The sequence below is a fragment of the Pseudoalteromonas obscura genome (assembly GCF_030135505.1).
Classification (GTDB): domain Bacteria; phylum Pseudomonadota; class Gammaproteobacteria; order Enterobacterales; family Alteromonadaceae; genus Pseudoalteromonas; species Pseudoalteromonas obscura.
Window position 1 is genome coordinate 129,544 of record NZ_JASJUT010000010.1, and the last position, 20,462, is coordinate 150,005.

The following is a 20,462-nucleotide window of genomic DNA, read 5'->3' on the forward strand; positions in this document are numbered from 1 at the left end:
GCTTTTCCCCTTACCTTAATTATTACTTCTTAGATTGAGGGTTGGATGGCCAGGCAAACCCGTGAAATGTATCTAGGTACAACTGCTCTACCTTTTCTCTAGCCCAAGGTGTTTTTCGCAAAAATTTTAGACTGGACTTTACGGAAGGGTCTTTCTTGAAGCAATTAATATTGACGATTTGCGCCATTTCTTCCCAACCAAGCTCAGATTCAAGCTTTTCAACAATGTCTTGTAATTTAACACCGTGCAGTGGATTATTTGGTTGTTGTGTACTCATATTTAAAACCTAATTTTCGCGACGCGCTAGTGTACTCGTATCTTACCTCTAAGATCTAGCCTTTTCGGTTCTCCACTCTCATCAAGCTTTAACCATACGAGCTGGCTTTGTGGCTGGTTACCATATTTATGGCTACATACATATATGTGATTAAACTGCTTTATCAAAGCGCCTTCGCTATACTGAGATGAATTAAACCAACAAACTCGCTGCGGAGAATCAATGAACACTCTTGGAGAGTTTTCTTTTGCATTAATCGGCAGACAACATAAAAAAATTATTAAAAATGATAAAAAATTGATCTTATACATGGCATTACTCATAGTCTGGGCTAATGTTTATTAGGTCGAAGTACGTTTATCGGCACTAAAGGTAGTGTTTACCTTAGCTAGCTTAAACGGCTGTTCTAAAGGATTGTCAGCGGCAATACCGTCTGACCAGTATATTTAAATGTAAGCACAAGTCATGCCCAATTGGTAGCTTGATTGTAATTAGGGGGAAGTATGGCATTTGACACTCAGTTGATGGCGGAGTTGGAACTATTGGCAAAATTTCCAAGGAGTAGTTTGCACCAAGGCCTTAAAATACACAGCAATGCGGATCAAAGTATTTTAGCTGCGGCAGAGCGGTTGTTTGCCAAAGGGGTGATAGATAGGCCCGATGGCGGTTATTTAACAGATTTGGGACACGATTTACTGGCTCATATTGACCAAGTTCATGGGGCATTAAAATAATACCCCATACATAAATACGTATTTAAGCTGCATCCGGTTGATTTTCGGGTGCCGCTTTAATAAAGGCCTCTAGAGTATTACAGTGCTCATAAACGGCTGCAATTTTAGGGAATTGTGACATATCCACTTTGAAGCGCAACGCGTTAAATACTTGCGGAACCAAACACAAATCTGCCAGTGTAGGTTGGTCACCAAAACAGAAAGGACCGTCTGTGAGTGTTGGCTCTAATTTTTTGAACCCTTCAATGATCCAATGTTGATACCAAGTTGTCTTCTGTTCGTCAGTAACATTTAGCTCACTGCTTAAGTATTTAAGAACACGTAAGTTATCAATAGGGTGAATATCACAGGCAATGGCATAACTAAAGTTACGAACTTGCGCTTTTTGCCATGGATCAGAAGGTAGAAGAGGTGTTTCTGGATGCGTTTCTTCCAACCATTCCAAAATAGCCAAAGACTGTGCCAAAGTACCTTGTTCTGTCTCCATTGCTGGCAACAAGCCCTGCGGGTTTTTAGCTGTATATGGCGTCTGTTGCTGTTCCGACTTTAATAGGTTAACGGCTTCAAGCTGATGATCAATGCCTTTTAAATTAAGGGCAATTCTCACGCGGTACGCAGCAGATGAGCGAAAGTATGTATAAAGTTTCATGTTAAATCCTTATTCACGACAAAGGCCACAATAAAGTGGCCAATATAAAATATGATTGCTTAATGCATGTTATGCAATTATGCGCCCTTGAAATACTTCTTAATGCCTTTCCAGCAATCCGAGTAGTTAGGTTGGCGCTCTTTGCCTTCAAGTGCATATTTAGTTGGTGAAATTACATAGCGTGATTCAAACATAAAGGCCAATGTATTTTCATAGCGCTGTGGTTCAAGCTCTGCATTTGAGGCTTTTTCAAATACGTCAGCTTCTGGGCCGTGCGGAGACATACAGTTGTGCAAGCTCATACCGCCAGGCACAAAGCCGTGTTCTTTTGCGTCATATACACCCTCAATAAGACCCATAAACTCGCTCATAATATTACGGTGGTAATATGGTGGGCGGAACGTGTCTTCAGCAACCATCCATCGAGGAGGGAAAATCACAAAGTCGACATTTGCAACACCTTCTTGGCCTGATGGAGACGTTAATACTGTGAAGATTGATGGATCAGGGTGATCGAAGCTCACTGTATTTATTACATTAAAACGAGACAAGTCATATTTATATGGTGCGCTGTTACCTGTCCAAGCAACTACGTCTAGTGGTGAATGTCCGATATCGCAGCGGAATAGGTTACCATTAAATTTAGCTACAAGCTCAAAGTCGCCTTCAAGGTCTTCAAAAGCAGCTACTGGATACTGAAAATCGCGCTCGTTGGTGTAGCCATTGGCGCCGACAGGGCCGCGCTCAGGTAAAATATATGGATGACCGTAGTTTTCACAAATATATCCACGAACTTGTTCGCTGATTAGTTCAACACGGAACTTCAAACCTCGAGGAATAACAGCGATTTCGCCTGGTTTAATAGCAAGCTTGCCACACTCTGTGTGCAGTACAAGTTCGCCTTGTTGTGGGACGAACAATAACTCGCCGTCAGCGTTGTAGAAATATCTACCTTCCATCGATGCGTTTGCGACGTATACGTGAATGCCGATACCAACTTGGCCATTAGCACTACCATTGGCAGCCATAGTCACAAGGCCATCAATAAAGTCAGTTTTTTCTGCGGGTATTTCTACTGGGTTCCAACGCAGCATTGACGGTGGCGTTGGTACTTCAGTAATAGGACCTGTTCTTACCAGACCATTGTCCATTGGTTGGTATTCACCTTGTAATACAGATGGGCGTATACGGTAGAACCAGTTTCTGCGGTTTTCAGCACGCGGTGCTGTAAATGCAGTGGTATTGTATTGCTCCGCATATAGGTCGTATTTCACTTTTTGAGGTGAAAATTGTCCAACTGGTAATGCGCCGGGCAGGGCTTCGGTTTCAAATTCGTTACCAAATCCTGTTAAATAGTCGAATTCTGTACTCATTTTACGTAGACTCCATTGATGTTTCCTGTAAGATACTCTCATGTGAGAGTAATTGCAAACATCCTGATAAAGATGTACTGTAAATAAATAATTACAAAAGTGAGAGGTACTTTGCACCGTGAGTAAACCAACTATTTTAGATATTAGCCAGTTTTTACCTTATCAGTTGGTATCTTTATCCGCACAAGTGAGCGAAGACTTTGCTCAAGTTTATAATCAGGAAGCGGGACTCACACAAGCCCAATGGCGCGTACTGTCTCATGTACTTAATATAGAGTTTGCAACGGCTAGGCAGATTTGTGAGCTGGCAAATATGGACAAATCAACCGTATCGCGCGCGATAAAACAGCTTGAAGAAAAAGGGTTAATCGGGTTGAACAAACATCCTGATGACAAACGCGCAACCGTTTTGCAGGCTACACCAAGTGGCATCAATTTATACGAGATGTTGACACCAAAGGCGAAGGAGTGGGAGCAGGCTTTATTGTCAAACTTTAGTGAGAGTGAAAAGGTTACCTTTAAAACCTTGATCGAAAAGCTTTCTCTGTCCGTTGAAAGAAAAGCGACAGGCAGATAACGTATTTGCTTTTACAATCATCGTAATTGCTTCGAGATAAAATGAAGCGCGTTTTTATGACTCATGTTCATAAACGACCTCCGCAAAACCTGTGTTGGTTTAAACTGCTTTGTCTACCCTTGATGCCACCTGTCTCTTGATAGCGATAGTAAAGTCATTGACCAGAGTTAAGGTTCTACTGCTTTTTTAACAAACCTAATTTATTTGCTGTGTATGAATAACGTGTCTACACGGCCTTTTATAAAGTTCGTTTACTGGACGATTAGCTAAATCAGCCAACACTTTAAATATCTCGATGTTAGACTGAAGTCACACTAAAAGATGCTGCCGTCTTACTATGTGAGGCCTTAAATAGAGTCTGTAGAAAAGGATGATTAATCAGTACGTAGTCAATAAAAAAGGCCAACATAAAGTTGGCCTTGACATCTAATTACATGTTTAAGTTAGATATTAGAATGTGTAACGAACACCGATTTTAGCGCGCCAAGCTGACTTGTTTTCATCGATTTCGTTGTAGTTACGTACATCCGCACCGTTAAAGCGGTTATCTAGAATCAATCTACCTTCGTCATCCAAGCCGCCAAAGTCATAAACAGATTGGTTAGGGAATTGAAGACGACGCTCCTGACCCCAATCGCTGTTTAGCAAGTTAGCGAAGTTTTCGATCATCACGTAAAGCTGCGCTTTATGGTCAGCGTAGAAGCCAGGGATTTCTTGTTTGAAGCTGACGTCCATTGATGTAACCCAAGGCTGCTTATATGTATTACGGTCTAGGATTTGACCTCGCTCTGAAATACCCGCTCTGTTAAGTAGCGTCTCAAGCTCGCTCCAGCTGATGCTTGATTCATCCCAGTTTACAGCTGTATCATCAGCGCCGCTTGGAATGTAAGCAAGATAAGCGCTGTTACTATAGAAGTCACGTGTATCACCGTAGGCTCCATCTCGGAAGAAGCCCATTACGTAGCTGAATGGACGACCAGAGCGACGCTCGAAGAATACGTTGAATTGTGAGTCATAACCATCGAAGAACTGAGTACTATAGCTTAAATTAACTTTAAAGCTGTGCTCTATTTCGTAGTAACCAGTAGATACGTGGTCCACGTTTCTACTCTGGGTTACCGCATGCTTATAGTTACTTTGCGCACGTGATGAAGAACCAGGAGCTACGTCTTCAATATCTTGATGCGTATAACTAGCTGAGACGTATAGACCGTTATCAAACTCTTTCGCTAGTGACGTCGTGAAGATGATGGAGCGAACGTCTTCGTCAGAATTGGTCATCATGATGTCAAAGTTTTCAGCAGCGTCACCCTCATAACGAGACGTATAGATCTGACGACCATCTTTCGATGTAGACAGTTGACCCTCAGGAGGTGTGACAAGTGCAGTGTTATACCAAACAGCTTCATTTTCTTTCTTGTGGTAAGAAAGTTCAGCAGACCATTTAAATCCATCACCTAGCATTTCTGAATCGAACTCGTAGTCAAAGCCGATTTGAGCACGGACGCTTGAAGGTAATTCAAAGTTCGGATCTGTATAGTTTGTACTACCTGCACCTTGTAATAGAGCACCTTGTACAGAAGCTGGTACGTTACCAAAACCTGCTGCTGTGATCTTGTTGCTGCTGCCTGCTGCTAGTGCATTGTTAGCTTCAACATACGCATCAAGTGCACTTTGTGGTGCTGATACGTAAGTAATACCGTCATTTTGGTATGGGTTGTTATACCAAACGTTAGGAATACCACCTTGGAATCGACCTATACCACCGTTGATAGTCAATGCTTCAGTAGCATAATACTTGAAGCCGATACGAGGTAGGATAATATCTAGGCCATCTAGGTTTTCTTGGTTCGAGAACTTGTAAGTGTTAACGAATGATTGGTTTAGCGTTGGTTTATCACTTGAAGACAAACGCTCATAACGTAAACCTACATTTAACTCTAAGTCGTCCGTAGGGTAGAACTTGTCTTCTACATAAATAGCGAACTGTTTACGCGTTGCATCATATGCTAAGTCGTCAGCGTTATTTGTGTATGCATTTCGGTAAGTAAACTCGTCAATAGTACCAGCGGCGAAATCTTCTAAGCTGTTAAATTTCCATGAACCCTTGGTGTTTGCCGCAAATAGGTTGTATAGGCGTAAGCTTTCTAAATGTGCACCAAAGTTGATTTCGTGGTCACCGTAAAAATAAGTACCATCAAACGTTAGAGCTGTGGTCTCTGTTTCAGATATATTTGCGTGACGGAATTCATCGCGACCAAATTCAAAACCAGGGCCTCGTCCACCTTCAACATTTACAGAAACAGTTCCTAAATCAGAATTGTTTGCACTTTCACTGCTTACGTCTTTATATGCAAGACCGATCTCAGTTGAAAAGCTGTCTGTCCAATCAGAGTAGATTTTTGTAGCGAAGTTATTGAATGTTTTTTCTTCAGTAAAGCGACGTGAGGCTAAACGAACTTCATCTTCGCCATCTGAATATTCTCGGTCTTGGTTGTCGTCTTGCCACTGGTAAGTAAAGTCAGCACGATGTGCGTCGCTGATGTTCCAACTTAACTTAACAAGAAGTGTATCGTTGGTGTTTTCTGGGTCGCCACCAAGATCGTCTGTAAGACCGTAAGTATCGCTAAGGATATTGATAAAACGATTGTACTCGTCAGCACTCACAGTATGTTCGTGAGTAGCATCAGAACCAGCCCAACCATAATTTAGCTCTTCTGTTTGTCTCCATGCATTATAGTTTACAAAGTAGAACAACTCGTCCTTAACGATTGCACCACCTGTGCTGAAGCCAAAACGTTTTTCATTTAAGATTGAAGCGTTAGTATCAGTGTCTATTTGCACGTGACCGTCTTTATCAAAGTCGCGTTCCGTTCTAACGCTACCGTCATCACGTTTGACCTCTTTCGTTCTATATGAAAGGCTATCTAAATCACCTGCTAAGCTCGGGTTAGAGAACTCGTAAAAGCCAGTGAATGTGTAGTCGTTTGAACCTGATTTTGTAACCGCGTTAATTTGGCCACCACCGAAGTTACCTTTTTTAGCAGAAAACGGTGCTGCGTCGACAGAAACTTGCTCAATTGCGTCTAGTGCAACAGGTGGCTGTTGAGTAGGGTAGCCACCAGAGCTTAGGCCGAAGTCATCATTTTGACCAATACCGTCAACAGTGAAGCTATTTGTTTTTGGGTTGTTACCAGCAATGGTCAATTCACCAGCGCCGTTTACAGAAGCTAGCGGGTTTAAACGAGCTACGTCTTTCAGGTCGTTGTTGAAACTAGGCATGTTTCTTAGTGTTTCTTCACCAAATACGCTTGAAGAACCACCGGCTTGCTGAACAATTTTGTAACCTGAAATTGAGATAGTCTCAATTTTTTTTGGTTCTAACTGAGAAGTTACACGGCGAGTTTGGCCTAAGTCTAAGTAAATGTTGTTTAGCTCAGAGTCGCGGTAAGCGTCAGAGTCAAGGATAACCTTGTATGGACCGCCTACACGAAGACCTTTAGCAATGAATGCACCAGAGTCGTTAGTAACAAACTGGCTAACAGTACCAGTTGGTTCGTGAATGACAGTTACTTTAACGTTTGCGGCGGCATTGCCTTCAGGAGTAGTTACTTTACCTCGCATCGATGAAGATGTTTCAGAAGCAAAAGCTGAAGCAGACACGCCTAGGGCTAAGACTAAAGCACCAGCTACTTTAGTTAAGCGAACGTTTTTCATTATGTTGTTTCCCGTGTTATTAGGTTTATCAGTTAGTTTAAATATCATTTTTCAAAGCTTTTATTTATTAGCAAGCGCATTAACTAAAGGCTTTGAGTTTTTGTCAAAAATTTGATTTAGCAAACCAGCCAATCTATATCCACCTTGTTGGAGGCGTATTTTAATTGTCGGTGTGTGTTTATATATATAACCCCAACTTATTTCAGTTTCATTGCTTTCGTATATGTCCTCAGCAATTTTATTGGATTCCAATAACCAATCAGAAGGTGTGCTGTTTAAATAGTTAGCGATTAACTGTTTGTCTGAGGTAGTAATGAAGCGAGTAAATTCTGTGAAAGATAACTTTTGGTATTCCACTAGCTCCGTGTCAAAAACTTTATGAAGATTAGTAGACTTTCCAAAAAATTCTACATCAATTTTATTTCCGCCTAAATCTTCGGCTCGTCCAGCATGAAAAGGTTGGTGTGCGTCTCCAACTAAATGTACAAGGAACTTTAAAGCAAATTGTTTGTCTTTTATATCTGAGGAAGAGTTTTTAAGTACATTGGTGGTGAAATTGATACCATCAAGAATGTGTTTTACTTCTTCTTTGTTTGAGATAGCTGGGTTGCTGTGGCGATGCATATGCTCAGGTTTATCAATATTGATGTAATGCCATTTACCTGATTGCTTTTTCCAAAAGTGTGCGGAGTCAGAGCGCATTTCATCTGGCCAAGTGGATACTTCAGCCAATGTGTCGTCACCAAGGATCAATTGAATATGGGATGAAGTAGCTGGCGTTAAATAACCCTGAGCTAACTCACCGATCACTCTGTGCCCATTTTGACCCCACGCAATAGTGGAACTACTCACCAAGCCAAGAGAGAGTGCAAAAACTTTAATTGAACCTCTAAACATCACTTACTCGCCTAAATGTAAATCAGATAATTACCAAGTATTCTAATGAGGTCAATTGTCCGGGTTTTTAGCGAAAATAAAAGGAGTCAAGAGTATTCATAATTTCCTATTAATAAAGCTTTAAAATCAATTGTTTACGGTCTATTGGTAAAATTACCTATTGCAATAAGTAAAGAAAGTTGATCTAATAAGCCTGTAGGAAATAAAAGAATCTAATTGATGTGAAATACAATCTTAAATTAAGCAATAATACAACCATTGTTACAGTTTTGTTTCTATCTGTTTTGGCATGTTTTTACTTGGCAAAGGCGCTCAATAGCCCTTCTGTGGTAGTGCTTCCCAATTTGCTTGAAAAACATATTCAATGTCAAACTCGCTCTGTATCAAATACACAGTCATTCAATGTGCATGTCCCGGTAAAAAAGTTAGCAGAAGCGCTAGCTCAAAAGCTATGCTCAGATCCTGTGCTAGCAAAACAGTTTGGTTTGGTTAATGTTTATTGGAGTGGCAACCTAGCGGAGCAAATAGATTTTATTGCCAAAGGCCTAGCAGACTTGACGTTATCAAAAGACAACGTGATGAAGGCTCTAATGGCAGAATCCACATACAGTTATAAGGCAGTTATTGGCTACCCCGAGTACACTTCGTTTTTTATATCTAATAGAGAAAAGCCTAAGCTGGAGAAAGCGTACTTTTTAGATAAAAAAATTGGGCTATTAGACTATCCGACTAGTCGTTCTGGCCATATTATGCCAAAGCAGACCTTCAAAGCTCTAGACATAGATATTGACGCGCTAAACATACAGTATGTGACTTCTCATAAAATTTTGCGCGATAAGCTTTCATCGGGAGAGTTAGATATTATAGCGACATATTGGAATGAAGACGACGAAGTCCATTTCTCAAAAAATTATATAACTCCAACAGGGAGTAATATCAGCGGTAGTAAATGGTATTTAAAAATGGTTAGTGACAACACTGAGCTTGCTTGTTCATTGCAAAGTCTATTGCATCATGTAGCCCAGGAGACTGGCTCAAGCTACTTTGATAGTGTTAATGAGTATTGGCAGTGTAATACGTTTCCTTATGAGTTTTTAGGAGAACGCGAATGAAGGAATTGAAAAAAGCGTTAGTGTTCTCTGTATATCTAATATTCTTTCTATTTGTTTTTATTACAATGTCCAAATATACAATTGATGATGTTGTATATCATGACCTGCAAGAGATTAAACTGAGAGTTTCGCTAGATAGGCACAAGCTACCATTAGCCGATCCTATGTTGAATTACTCAGGAGATCCAGAAGCACTCGAGGCATATATTGAGGGTGTGAACCACTATTTATTGCAGCAAAATAGCCGAGTAACGCTTGTTGCCATCTCGAATAAACCGATATCGCCAGCGAAAGGGGAGAGTGTTGAGCAGCTTGTAGCGCCTGGGAGTCGAACGTACTTATTATTAAAGGCGGACTACAGTCACAATTACGCTTTGCTTATCTTTCCGCTGATATTTGCAATGTTTAATTTTGCACTCCTAAAAAATATTTCGAGAATAAAGTATAAACAGCAGGTCCATGAAGATAAAAAGGTTATTTTACCTACTCTGGAAATTCTTAAAATTGATTTATACTCCAAAACATTACACCTTACCTCTAATACAGAACTAAAGGTGCAGTTAGCAAATAAACCCCTGTGCTTTTACCTAGCACTGCTCGAGTATTGTAAGACGTATCCTGAAGCGTCACTAAATCAAAACAAAGACTTGCCGGAAGAGTTATTGGACTTGGCAGACAAATATTTTCACCGTTTAGTTTCACTCGGACACACAATTAGAAAAAGACCTAACTTTTCGAATAGTCTCGAAAAAACGCTCAGTGAAATACGGGCTGCGCTTGATGAGCTGTTATCTGCAACTCCAGAATTAAAAGCTAAGTATTATCCACCTAAAGCACATGGTGAAGGGTCTCGCTCAAAACTCCATAGTTATGCTCTGACGAAAATAAATGAAGAAGACATAGAAATAATAGGTAAGTAAAGAGGGAGCATTCAGCTAGTCGCTTTATGCCCTCATCTTATATTCAAGTTTCAGGTTAAAGGTTACTTGTCTTTATTGGCGAATATTTTTCGATATAGGCTCTTAAGACTTGTGCGTCCGTACTGTCGGTATTTTGATAGCTTTCTTTTTCGGTAATAATCGGATAGCCATCGCCTCCTGCGGCATTGTAACTATTGATGCTCATTCTATAAATGCCATTGATATCAAATGGCTTACCATTAATTGTCTTAATATTGGCAAGGCCATTTTCAATACTAAAGTCGATTTTATGATACTGTAGGTAAGCACCTGCATCCGCTGGAAAGCTTCCTACGACACTAATGTAGTCCACTAATTCCGGCCCTTGCCAATCTATATATGCAACGCGATTTCTAAACGGGTGGACTTTTAAAATGTCTTTGTAGTTTACATCGCCTTTTTCTATGCTAGCGCGAATACCACCCCCACTGATGATGCCAAAGTCTGCTCCAACAGCTTCCGTTTGTGCATTGATGATAAGATCTGCCAACTTACTCTGGGTAAATCTAACTGTGTCTCTGCGGCCATCGAGGAAGTCATCTACATTACCGACCGCCCCTGCGAGTTTTTCTGCACCTTTTTCTTGGTAGGGAAGTAAGAAATTATATAGGCTTGTATCTTTTGTTATTTCGTTTGTGATGAAATTGCCTTGTTCATCTTTTAAGTTGACGGGAACTAGCTCGTAACTTAGTAGCTCTTTAATACCATTCTCAATCTTAAAGACTGCTTTTCCCACATATTTTCCCCACTCATGAGCTTGCATAATCCAAGTGCCATTTTGTCTGTCTGGCCAGCAAGCTTTACCTGGTGAAAATGAAGGATCTTGCTTACCAGTTTCATCTACGCAGATCGGTTCTTGAGAGTGACCACCAATAATCATATCTAAAGAGTTCGGGCTAAGATCCCTTGCCAAAGTAACGTCGCCTGGAGCATTTATTCCATGCTTGGCATCGTGGTAGTGGCCCATGTGCGTCACAGCAACGACTACATCAGGTTGATACGTTGATTTGATCATATCTACCAGAGGCTGTGTGGCGACTGCTGGCGTGATAAAATCCAAATGGCCGATATACTGTGGATTGGCGATTTTTGCGGTGTCGACTGTAGTCAACCCAATAACGGCTATTTTTAGTTGCCCTTTTTCGAGAATAGTGTACGCCTGATAAGCTGGCTTATTGGTTTCTTTGTCAATAATGTTGGCAGAGAGCAAAGGGAAATTAGACCACTTTATTTGCTTGTCTAGAACGCTCAATGGGTTGTCAAACTCGTGATTACCAATGGCCATTGCATCGTAACCAATAATACTCATCCCTTTAAAGTCGGGTTCAGCTACTTGTAAATCCGACTCGGGAACTCCCGTGTTTATATCCCCACCTGATAGCAAAATAACACTATGGCCTTGTTCTAAAGCGTCATTGCGTAATTGGTCGATAAGGGTTTTCCGTGCAGCCATACCATATTCACCATTCTCATTGTGCCAAAATCGACCATGGTTATCATTGGTATGTAGGACTGTTAAATATTGTGCATCGTCTTTTACTGACAGTAATTGGCATGCTGCTAAAAAACAAAGCAAAAACAAAGAAATAATTATGCGCATAAATTATTATAAAAATCTGAACTTATTTATGCGCGTAGTTTAAAGCAATTGCACGAAAATGACATTACAAAGTTGTGTGGTTTGCGGTATTGCGAGAACTTAGCACTGCCTCTTCTCTTCTGTTGAGTTCGTTTTTAGCAAAGCTCCGTTTTTTATGGTTAGTTTCAACCATCCAATTTAAAAAGCATGCGGGCAGTTTGCTATATGGTTCGCCTGCATGAATTCCAAAATCACAAATTTGCTCTTCATTCATTTTTTAGCCCCTGTTGATTTTTATATACTTGCCTTGTAACGCCAGTTTGAGAACTGAGCGATTTGCACGCAGTGTAGAATGTTTTTGACTTAAAAAAAACATTTTTAATCATAAAAATTAACTTTTCTGCTCATTGATTGGACTGGTTTTTTAAGTGGTGATAAAAAGATTCTTAGTTAAGAACTTTTGATAGCGTTACCTTGTCTATATTTAACAATCAGTTACACTTTTTTTTGGCTTGTGCTTGTACATATCGGACATTACTATCAGTATATGACAGTACATTCAAAGAGATAATCAAAGGCTATTTGCCTTGAGTATTGTTACTCGGCAAATACGCCCTTTATATTGGGAACTTTATGAAAAAACTAATGGCACTAGGCGCTATCTCGCTTGGCATTTTGACTGCGTGCTCGACGACGAGTTTCAACAACCAACCCGTACAACTTATTTCTGACCAGCTTGTGGTGAGTCCCAATGACGACCGCGCATACAAAGTACTGACCCTTGAAAATGGCATAGATGTTGTACTTGTTTCTGATCCTAGCGCTGAAAAATCAGCTGCTGCCCTTAGCGTTGGTGTTGGTTTGCTTCATGACCCTATGTCCCAGCAAGGAATGGCACACTACTTAGAGCATATGTTGTTTTTAGGTACTGAAAAATTTCCAGATCCAGATGGGTATGCGGAATTTGTGCAAAATAATGGCGGAGCCAATAACGCGTATACTTGGTTAGATGTGACCAACTATATGGTTAAAATAAATAATGATGCTTACGACGAGGCATTAGACCGTTTTTCAGACTTTTTTAAATCAGCAAAACTCTACCCTGAATATACCGACAAAGAGAAAAATGCTGTAAATGCAGAATGGTCGATGCGCAGAGAGATGGATTTTTTTGGGCAGTTCAAGTTGGCTAGGCAACTTTTAGGTGACCATCCGTCTAATCGGTTTTTGATAGGTAATTTGGAAACGCTCGGTGACAAGAAGGATAGTAATCTACATCAAGAAACAGTCGCTTTCTATAATAAATACTATTCATCGAACATTATGAAGCTTGCGATGGTTTCAAATATGCCATTGGCAGAGATGGAACAAAAAGCGATAAAGCATTTTAGTACAATCAAAAATAAAAATATCGCCGAACCAGAAGTAACTAAAACCATAGACTTTAGTGAAGTAGGCAAAAAACGTATTCATTATCGACCGAATCAAGATGTTAAAGCGCTTAATGTCGAGTTTATAATTGAAAATAATATGTCTGATTTTGCTGTCAAACCTAACTATTTTGTAAGCTACTTGCTGAGCAATGAGATGCAGGGTAGTCCAGCACAAGTGTTGAAAGAGCAAGGGTTAATTTCTTCGTTGACAGCAAACGCGTCGCCAAATCACTACGGTAATTACGGTGCATTGACAATTGATGTTCAATTAACTGATCAGGGTATGCAACAACGTGAAACCATAGTTGCAACAATTATGCAGTACATAAACCTCATTAAAGAGCAGGGGGTTGATAGTAAGTACTTCGAAGAGATAAGAACATCATTAAATAACCAATTTAGGTTCTTGGAGAAGAGTGATGAGTTCTCATATGTAAGTACATTGGCTGCTAATATGCAGGACTATCCATTAACACACGCTATTAATGCAAACTATCATTTTGCACAGTTTGACCCGAATGCAGTCGACAGAGTCCTACAACAGCTTAACTCGAATACAATGCGTGTTTGGTACATAAGTAAAGATGAACCTGTAGATAGCAACCTTCACTTTTATGATGGAAAATATAAGGTTGAGCCTATCGGAGCAAGTGAAATAGAGTCTTGGTCTAAGCCAAGTCAGTTTGCTTTATCGTTACCGAGTGTCAATCGACTGCTTCCGGAAAACTTTGAGCTAAAAAGCTCGGAATCTAAAGTGGTTGAAAAGGTATATGAAGGCAAGCGTATACATGCGTGGCTTAAACCGAGCAAGCGTTTTGGTGAGCAACCAAAAGGGAAGTTAGAAATAGTTTTAAACAGCGCGTTGCCACTTAACGACATCAATACGCAGGTCGCCGCTAATCTTTGGGCTGATCTCTATGAAATTGAAAAAGCGAAGTTGATCACTGAAGCACACGTTGCAGGAATGGGCTTGGAGCTTAGTTACGCTAATGGTTTGGTAATGTCTGTTTCTGGTTTTACGGACAAGCAGCCAGTGTTAATAGAAAAAGCGCTTGAAGGGTTAGCTGTAACTCCAAACGAAAAACAGCTAGAGCAAGCAATTGATCGATATGTTCGCACACTACAAAATAAAGCAAAACAGATCCCATATTATCAAGTTTTTGGCGCATATAGACAGGTTACTCGAGAGGGGAGTTTTGACTCAGAGGCCTTGATTAAAGCAGCTAAAAGCATGACTACCAATGACTTTAAAAAAGCGCAAGGTGAATTGCTCAGTAATAACTTAGTGCGTGTATTTGGATACGGTAACTACAATAAGCAAGACATAACTAATGTTGTATCTCGTTTAGAGACTCATATAGGAAGCGAGGCAAGCCAAGTAAATTATGTTAGGGCTGGCTTTTGGCAGCCAAAACAAGGCGAAGTGATTGTCTTACAAAAAGATACTGACGTAGCTGACGTTGCTGTTATTGATGTTGTGGTACACCCGGAGCCTGGGTATGCACAGAAAGCAGCCGCATTGATCTTGAAGTCGCACTTACGGCAAAAAGCTTTCAATATACTGCGTACTGAAGAGCAGTTGGCTTATGCTGTAGGAGCTATAGCGACCAGTATTGATGAACACTCAGCAATAGCACTATTTATTCAAACACCAGTCAAAGACGTGAAGTCTATGCAAGCACGTTTTGACGCATTTAAGTTGGAATATGCAAAAGAGCTGGAAAATTTAACCGCAGCAGAGTTTGAGCAAATCAAAGCGTCGGCACTTGCGAACCTAAGGGAAGAGCCAAAGAACTTGGCAGAGGAAGCGCAGCCTATTCTGACGGACTGGTATAAAAATGAATTGTCATTTGACTCAAAAGAGCAATTAATTGCTGCGGCTGAACGGATCACAATGCAAGATATTAAATCTTATCTACATCACACACTGTTAAATGAGAGCGCCCCTAGGTTAAATATTCAATTGAGAGGCAATAAGTTTTCCGATAAACCATTTGCAGACTTACCTAATCAAAAGAAGATTAGCTCTCTAGAAGACTTGTATAAAAAAGTCAGTTACGAGTAAGCTCCAGTATTTGCTACTACGACATCTTCGATGTTGTGGTAGCAAAATTAATATAAAGCTAGGGTCTACAACAGAGGTTACAGCTTTGCAATGGAATAACAATATGTGTCAGGGGAGTTTATGATGCCTGGAAATATAATTACAGTGTCTGAAAGGTGTGAAATTAGAAAAGCGACGCTTGATAATGCTGATTTTATAATAAAGTTGCTCAATCAACAGAGCTTTATTGAGTATATTGGTGATAAGAAAGTAAACAACCACCAGACTGCGATTGAATATATCGAACGCTCTTTTTTATCTCCTTATAAAGAAGGTCTCAGTGCCCCATATATTATTTATTTACAATCTGGGCAGGCCATTGGTGTTGCGGGGTTTTACCAGCGTCCTTATCTACAAGAGCCTGATTTAGGTTATGCGTTTTTAGATGAGTTTACAGGTCAAGGGTTAGCTTTTGAGACCTGTGAACAGCTTGTCGCTATGGCGCGCAAACATCTAAACATAACCAAGCTACATGCGATAACAGATGTCCAAAATCACAACAGCAAAAAGTTATTAAATAGGCTCGGCTTTGAAGGCAACGGAAAGATTTATAGCCAGTCACCTACCAAAGCTGATTGTCTGTTTACTTATTATTTTGCCTGAGTTGGCCAGTAAGTATTTGCTCAACATCATTTAACAGTAGTAGCCAGTTGCTTTTATGAGCTGCTACTAAAGCATCGAAACCATCGTCCTGCAGTTGGTTTTCAAATGAAAATCGTTTTGTTTGAACTAAATGTGTATTGCCGTTTTGCAACTGGTAAAAATACAGATTACCACTGAGAATAGCACCTTTTTCATAGTGGCCTGCGTACTCATCTACTACAAGTTTTAAACTGTAACGAGTTGTATTTAAATCGCCTGCTAACGTCCTAGGAATTACCGTCAAGCCTCGATTATTTAAATAACTAAGAGTTAGCTGTGTCAGCATGCTTTCTGGATGTTCTGCCCAGAAGTGGAAGCTCGCAATATTAACAGTATTTGGTTGAGTAAACTGTACAAATGCCTGCTGGTTAGAAACGCCTAAAATAGATACCTGATCTAAGTAAATAGGTGTTTCTGGCGCACGAATTTGTTTTTCTATTGCCTCTGTCTGATCAGAGAATTTATAGTATTTGTGGCCACTTGAGTTACTGCTGCAGCCCATTATTAGCATTGCTAAAAGGCAAATTTGCAATGACGATTTCATTAACGCTTCCTCGGCACAGGATCTTCGGACGCGTTTTTATCGAAAATCAGCATGTTAGGCTGCTCATTTAGCCCTTTAGTTACTGGCTTTAATGTGTTGGACAAGCTTTCTAGCTCACTCAGTGTATCGGTCAACTGATCCATCACGCCAGAGCCTTGCTGATAGGTTGACAGGGTTTTTTCAAATTGCTTTAAGCTTGATGTTAGCTGAGTCAACGTGCCCTGTAATTGAGTTAAATTCTTTTCCACTTTTTCTGGTACTTTTTTGTTGTTTAAATCTTTTATAAGCTGCTCAGTTTCAGCACCCAATTGCTTGTATGCAGTGAGCATGTCTGTGGCTTCAACTAAAGCTGCATCTAATGGCAAACCATTTAGTTTATTAAGCAGTGCCATAACCTGTTCAGATAAAGCCGTAAATCCACTCGGTACACTAGGTAATACAGGATAGACTGAGTGTTTGGCAATAGACTCCGGCTTGGCTGCACTATAAAAATCTAATTCTATATATACCGCACCGGTTAATAAATTACCACTTTTTAGCGATGCACGCAGCCCGTTTTCAATCCATTTTTCTATGTTTCCTTGCCAGTACTGTTTGGCCTGCTCATCTACTTCATAAATTCTGCCGTATTCTACCTTTATTAACACAGGAATCGATGTATTATTTTGCTGGAAGTATAAAGGTTGCCCATCTCGAACAAGCTGCGCAGGTACTTGCTCGACAGTGCCGATTCGCATTCCTCGATATTCGACAGGCGCGCCTGGCTTCAAGCCTTTAATGGATTGTTCAAATTCAACAAGGTAAAGATCAAATAAGTCAAATCGCCTTTCCAATGCAACAGCAAAGTTTTTATGTAATTTATACTGAGTGTACTGCTGTGCGATAGAGTCTGCGACAGAGTTGGGCGGGTAATCCACAGAGATCCCACCTTTGATCAATTTTGACAATGAACCAGTTGAAACTTTGATCCCTTCGGTGGACAAGTCGACTTCTACGCCTGAGTTAACCCAAAAAATCACATTGTTAGAGATGAGCTCGTCATAAGGGGAGTTAATAAAAACCCCGTAGTCCATTTCTAGTGTTTTTTCATTAAAACTGGCGGTTTCAACTTGCCCAATTTTGTAATTTCTAAAAAAGATGCCAGTACCAACGTCCAGCACTTCGGCGTTTGCCGCTTTTAATTTGTATCTAACACCTTCAATATCGGGGGCAATGAGTGCTGGCTGGTCTTGCATGGTAAAAAGATTAGCTAAGTTGCCTTGCTCACCAGGTAAAAGCTCTATGTAAACACCTGAAAGCAAAGTGTTTAATCCAGAGATCCCGGTTTCATCTACCCGTGGTTTTACGGTCCAAAATTTGGCGTCTTCAGTGAGCAAAGTATCATAGTCTTTAAATATGCGAATGGTCGCAATAACTGCGTTTTGCTCTATCTGTAATTTAAGAGACTCAACAATGCCAACTTGTACACTTCTGACTTTGACCTCAGTTTTTCCTGCAATGATGCCGTCGGCATTATCCATTTTTAGGAAAATAGTGTGGCCTTTATTAGATTGGTGTTGATAGAGCATCCATCCGGTTATTAAAACAGCGATAATAGGAACAATCCAAATGACAGAAAATTTAGGTTTGGATTCTATATAAGCTTTCTCATTCATGTTTATTTAAGTTATCCCACAATAGCCTAGGGTCGAAATGATTTACAGAGATTATTTGGCATAATACCATAGCGGTGAAAAACACAATACCTGATTGGGGTTCAACACTTAACACAGTACCAAGTTGTACCAGAGAAACCAATAAAATAACGACGAACACATCGATCATCGACCATTTTCCCATAAATTCAAGTGCTCTATACAGCTTGCTTGCCAATTTAGGCTGAGTGCATGCTTTTACTTGGTAAAGTAAATAAAAGAGGGCGATCCCTTTGATAATGGGAATACAAATACTGGCGACAAAGATAAGTATTGCAACAGGGTAGGAGCCAGCATGCCACATAACTTCAACACCACTGTAGATCGTTGCTTTGGTATGGAGTCCGAGGTTGATGGTGTCCATAATTGGAAGCGCCAAAGCAGGGATCAATAAAACCATGGCAGTTAACATCCATGCCGCGCTTTTTTCTAGCGAGTTGGTTTTGCGGAATTTTAACTTTGATGTGCATCGAGGGCAACGTGCCGCATTACTGAGTTGACCACAAACATGGCATTTCTTTAAGGACTGCTGTTGTGCTCTGGGCGCACAAGTTTGTTCATCTGGACAATAAGTTATTTGCTCTCTTTCCCAAAGCTGTTCTTTACTCAGCAAGGATAACGTTTCAATAAAGCATAAAACGAAGAGAATATAAGACCAAAAACCAAGCCCAACTTCTATTTCTGCAAACTCAGTCAATTTGAAAGCACTGATCAGCACAGCAACAAGAAAAATATCAGCAAGGTTAAGTGGCTTTAGTAGCATCAAAAGCCGTACTATGACGCGTGCATTGTGTGGGTTTAGGTGTTTCCATAGCGGAGAATGAGCCAACATAATAAGCACTAATGCAAGTAAAGGCATCAGCAAGATAGTAAAAGCGAGTAATCCGGCCAGTAGAGTACTAAAGTTGGTGGCGAGGAGTGAGATTGCTTCGATCAAGCTAATAGATTGTTTTAAACCATGTTGTGCATAAGAAATAAAATGAGGGTGCAAGCTCACTATCAAAAAAAGAATAGATGATAAACCAAACGCATTTATGCTCTGGTTATAGTTGACCTGACAGTGAGCCAAGGTGTTTCCACAATGCGGACATATGGCTCTTTGATGCTTGTCCATGTGTGCGATAGACACTAAATAATCACAATGTTGGCAAGCAGTTATCACAATATAAAATCACAATAGAGATATATACCTCTATTGTGTTCCAGCATTCAAAGAATATCAACTATCAAATACCGCGACAGTTTGCCGGCTCAGTGCAACTAGCTCTCCACTGCTGGAGAAAATTTTTGCATCTTCAATACCGTATCCGCTATTTGCTTGATGTGTAATTGCCTCATAACCGAACCAATCAGATAGGTTCAAATCTAAGGGTTGAAGAAACTCTACGTACCAAGAAACGCTACTTGCAGGAGACGGTTTATCGCATAGTTGCAATAAGGTCGGTGGCCATGCGTCTGCCAATGCTAAGATACTTAATTCAGGACACAAGTTCTTCGCAGGGTGTTTAAATTTCATCCAACCATGAATTTCTGTTGAGTCAGAACCACTAAAGGGCATTGCTCCGGCTTGAATATTGAGTTCGATATTTTGAATAAACGCAGGAAACAAACCTTCAACATATTTGAGAGTTTGACTGCTTTTTCGCTCTTGTTTAAGTATGCGGGGTTGCTGATTTGAATCTACTTGTATTTTAGATTGCCTTTGTGTGCCGAAACAGGCAAGAGCTATGAGGCATATAGTGTCATTTTGCGTAATTCGAGTTTCAATCTGAGTAACGTTTTTGCCATGCCTTAATATCGTGGTGTTAATCGTAAATGGAGTGTCAGTTATTAGTGGCGCGACGAAATTACAATTGAAAGAAAGCAGTTTTCTCGTGACGTCATCGAGTTTCAAATACATTTGCTTTAGCATCAGCGCAGCACTCAATCCACCAAAAACGGTTCGGCCTTGGCTCCAAGTGTTTGGGACGCTTAACGTGCTTTCTTGTGCCTGTAGTTGAGAAGACGAAATTAAGGTATCAAAGTCCATAGTGGGTCCATGTGTTATTTTTACCCAATTAGAATATATGCTCTAAATGGATAAATACAGATTTTTTGCCTGCTTTTTGCTCTGTTCATCCTAAAAATAAAAAAAATTGAAAAAAAATGAAATTTTTTTCCACTTTAAGGTT

General features: G+C 40.3%; 18 protein-coding genes. 6 read left to right on the forward strand and 12 right to left on the reverse strand.

What is annotated here, in order from left to right:
* Positions 1-22 precede the first annotated feature (22 nt).
* Together QNM18_RS19980 and QNM18_RS27335 are read right to left on the reverse strand one after the other, a co-directional pair.
* Positions 23-277, reverse strand: a complete 255-nt coding sequence (locus tag QNM18_RS19980) for a VF530 family protein (protein ID WP_211008615.1) — start codon at positions 275-277, stop codon at positions 23-25.
* A 26-nt stretch (positions 278-303) separates the two neighbouring features.
* A complete protein-coding gene (locus QNM18_RS27335) occupies positions 304-600 on the reverse strand; it encodes a DUF1496 domain-containing protein (protein ID WP_417714844.1) in 297 nt (98 codons plus the stop codon).
* Between the two features lie 180 nt (positions 601-780).
* Between QNM18_RS27335 and QNM18_RS19985 the strand changes: the two genes are divergently transcribed.
* Positions 781-1,011: a TIGR02647 family protein gene (locus QNM18_RS19985; RefSeq protein ID WP_211008617.1), complete on the forward strand. Its 231-nt coding sequence runs from the start codon at positions 781-783 to the stop codon at positions 1,009-1,011.
* Between the two features lie 22 nt (positions 1,012-1,033).
* On the opposite strand, the gene maiA is transcribed toward QNM18_RS19985, so the two are convergent.
* Both maiA and hmgA read right to left on the reverse strand, forming a co-directional pair.
* Positions 1,034-1,660 carry a maleylacetoacetate isomerase gene (gene maiA / locus QNM18_RS19990; RefSeq protein ID WP_284138242.1) on the reverse strand — a complete coding sequence of 209 codons (627 nt, stop codon included), beginning with the start codon at positions 1,658-1,660 and terminating at the stop codon, positions 1,034-1,036.
* 77 nt (positions 1,661-1,737) lie between these two features.
* Positions 1,738-3,033, reverse strand: coding sequence for a homogentisate 1,2-dioxygenase (gene hmgA / locus QNM18_RS19995; RefSeq protein WP_211008619.1), 1,296 nt, complete (start codon positions 3,031-3,033; stop codon positions 1,738-1,740).
* A 118-nt stretch (positions 3,034-3,151) separates the two neighbouring features.
* Here hmgA and QNM18_RS20000 point away from each other — a divergent pair, with 118 nt between their 5' ends.
* Positions 3,152-3,610, forward strand: a complete 459-nt coding sequence (locus QNM18_RS20000; RefSeq protein ID WP_284138243.1) for a MarR family winged helix-turn-helix transcriptional regulator — start codon at positions 3,152-3,154, stop codon at positions 3,608-3,610.
* 450 nt (positions 3,611-4,060) lie between these two features.
* Here the strand turns inward: QNM18_RS20000 and QNM18_RS20005 are convergent, their stop codons facing one another.
* Positions 4,061-7,327: a TonB-dependent receptor gene (locus tag QNM18_RS20005; RefSeq protein WP_284138244.1), complete on the reverse strand. Its 3,267-nt coding sequence runs from the start codon at positions 7,325-7,327 to the stop codon at positions 4,061-4,063.
* 60 nt (positions 7,328-7,387) lie between these two features.
* Positions 7,388-8,224, reverse strand: coding sequence for a S1/P1 nuclease (locus QNM18_RS20010; protein WP_284138245.1), 837 nt, complete (start codon positions 8,222-8,224; stop codon positions 7,388-7,390).
* 221 nt (positions 8,225-8,445) lie between these two features.
* On the opposite strand from QNM18_RS20010, the gene QNM18_RS20015 reads away from it, so the two are divergent.
* Both QNM18_RS20015 and QNM18_RS20020 read left to right on the forward strand, forming a co-directional pair.
* Positions 8,446-9,336 (forward strand): type 2 periplasmic-binding domain-containing protein, encoded by an 891-nt coding sequence (locus tag QNM18_RS20015; protein WP_284138246.1) that lies wholly within the window; start codon positions 8,446-8,448, stop codon positions 9,334-9,336.
* Positions 9,333-10,256 (forward strand): hypothetical protein, encoded by a 924-nt coding sequence (locus QNM18_RS20020; RefSeq protein ID WP_211008623.1) that lies wholly within the window; start codon positions 9,333-9,335, stop codon positions 10,254-10,256. Before QNM18_RS20015 ends, QNM18_RS20020 begins: the two co-directional genes overlap by 4 nt.
* Before the next feature lie 55 nt (positions 10,257-10,311).
* Here QNM18_RS20020 and ushA read toward each other — a convergent pair whose 3' ends face one another.
* Together ushA and QNM18_RS20030 are read right to left on the reverse strand one after the other, a co-directional pair.
* Positions 10,312-11,895 (reverse strand): bifunctional UDP-sugar hydrolase/5'-nucleotidase UshA, encoded by a 1,584-nt coding sequence (ushA, locus tag QNM18_RS20025; RefSeq protein ID WP_284138247.1) that lies wholly within the window; start codon positions 11,893-11,895, stop codon positions 10,312-10,314.
* Positions 11,896-11,959: 64 nt separating this feature from the next.
* Positions 11,960-12,148, reverse strand: a complete 189-nt coding sequence (locus QNM18_RS20030; protein WP_211008625.1) for a hypothetical protein — start codon at positions 12,146-12,148, stop codon at positions 11,960-11,962.
* A gap of 359 nt (positions 12,149-12,507) precedes the next feature.
* On the opposite strand from QNM18_RS20030, the gene QNM18_RS20035 reads away from it, so the two are divergent.
* Both QNM18_RS20035 and QNM18_RS20040 read left to right on the forward strand, forming a co-directional pair.
* Positions 12,508-15,372 (forward strand): insulinase family protein, encoded by a 2,865-nt coding sequence (locus QNM18_RS20035; protein WP_284138248.1) that lies wholly within the window; start codon positions 12,508-12,510, stop codon positions 15,370-15,372.
* A 120-nt stretch (positions 15,373-15,492) separates the two neighbouring features.
* Positions 15,493-16,014 (forward strand): GNAT family N-acetyltransferase, encoded by a 522-nt coding sequence (locus QNM18_RS20040; protein ID WP_284138249.1) that lies wholly within the window; start codon positions 15,493-15,495, stop codon positions 16,012-16,014.
* On the opposite strand, the gene QNM18_RS20045 is transcribed toward QNM18_RS20040, so the two are convergent.
* Genes QNM18_RS20045 through QNM18_RS20060 form a run of 4 tightly spaced genes read right to left on the reverse strand, consistent with a single transcriptional unit; the run spans position 15,995 to position 20,320 of the window.
* Entirely contained in the window at positions 15,995-16,597 is a 603-nt protein-coding gene (locus tag QNM18_RS20045) for a PqiC family protein (RefSeq protein WP_284138250.1), read from the reverse strand. The genes QNM18_RS20040 and QNM18_RS20045 overlap by 20 nt on opposite strands.
* Positions 16,597-18,252 carry an intermembrane transport protein PqiB gene (pqiB, locus tag QNM18_RS20050; protein WP_211008629.1) on the reverse strand — a complete coding sequence of 552 codons (1,656 nt, stop codon included), beginning with the start codon at positions 18,250-18,252 and terminating at the stop codon, positions 16,597-16,599. The genes QNM18_RS20045 and pqiB overlap by 1 nt, the downstream gene beginning before the upstream one ends.
* Positions 18,245-19,453 (reverse strand): paraquat-inducible protein A, encoded by a 1,209-nt coding sequence (locus QNM18_RS20055; RefSeq protein ID WP_211008630.1) that lies wholly within the window; start codon positions 19,451-19,453, stop codon positions 18,245-18,247. Before QNM18_RS20055 ends, pqiB begins: the two co-directional genes overlap by 8 nt.
* A gap of 57 nt (positions 19,454-19,510) precedes the next feature.
* Positions 19,511-20,320: an acyl-CoA thioesterase gene (locus QNM18_RS20060; protein ID WP_284138251.1), complete on the reverse strand. Its 810-nt coding sequence runs from the start codon at positions 20,318-20,320 to the stop codon at positions 19,511-19,513.
* Between the last annotated feature and the right edge of the window lie 142 nt (positions 20,321-20,462).

Bases quoted from the DNA above. Each gene is read 5' to 3' on its own strand.
- QNM18_RS19980 (WP_211008615.1), bottom strand. From the start codon at position 277: ATGAGTACACAACAACCAAATAATCCACTGCACGGTGTTAAATTACAA.
- QNM18_RS27335 (WP_417714844.1), bottom strand. From the start codon at position 600: ATGAGTAATGCCATGTATAAGATCAATTTTTTATCATTTTTAATAATT.
- QNM18_RS19985 (WP_211008617.1), top strand. From the start codon at position 781: ATGGCATTTGACACTCAGTTGATGGCGGAGTTGGAACTATTGGCAAAA.
- maiA (WP_284138242.1), bottom strand. From the start codon at position 1,660: ATGAAACTTTATACATACTTTCGCTCATCTGCTGCGTACCGCGTGAGA.
- hmgA (WP_211008619.1), bottom strand. From the start codon at position 3,033: ATGAGTACAGAATTCGACTATTTAACAGGATTTGGTAACGAATTTGAA.
- QNM18_RS20005 (WP_284138244.1), bottom strand. From the start codon at position 7,327: ATGAAAAACGTTCGCTTAACTAAAGTAGCTGGTGCTTTAGTCTTAGCC.
- QNM18_RS20010 (WP_284138245.1), bottom strand. From the start codon at position 8,224: ATGTTTAGAGGTTCAATTAAAGTTTTTGCACTCTCTCTTGGCTTGGTG.
- QNM18_RS20020 (WP_211008623.1), top strand. From the start codon at position 9,333: ATGAAGGAATTGAAAAAAGCGTTAGTGTTCTCTGTATATCTAATATTC.
- ushA (WP_284138247.1), bottom strand. From the start codon at position 11,895: ATGCGCATAATTATTTCTTTGTTTTTGCTTTGTTTTTTAGCAGCATGC.
- QNM18_RS20030 (WP_211008625.1), bottom strand. From the start codon at position 12,148: ATGAATGAAGAGCAAATTTGTGATTTTGGAATTCATGCAGGCGAACCA.
- QNM18_RS20035 (WP_284138248.1), top strand. From the start codon at position 12,508: ATGAAAAAACTAATGGCACTAGGCGCTATCTCGCTTGGCATTTTGACT.
- QNM18_RS20040 (WP_284138249.1), top strand. From the start codon at position 15,493: ATGATGCCTGGAAATATAATTACAGTGTCTGAAAGGTGTGAAATTAGA.
- QNM18_RS20045 (WP_284138250.1), bottom strand. From the start codon at position 16,597: ATGAAATCGTCATTGCAAATTTGCCTTTTAGCAATGCTAATAATGGGC.
- pqiB (WP_211008629.1), bottom strand. From the start codon at position 18,252: ATGAATGAGAAAGCTTATATAGAATCCAAACCTAAATTTTCTGTCATT.
- QNM18_RS20060 (WP_284138251.1), bottom strand. From the start codon at position 20,320: ATGGACTTTGATACCTTAATTTCGTCTTCTCAACTACAGGCACAAGAA.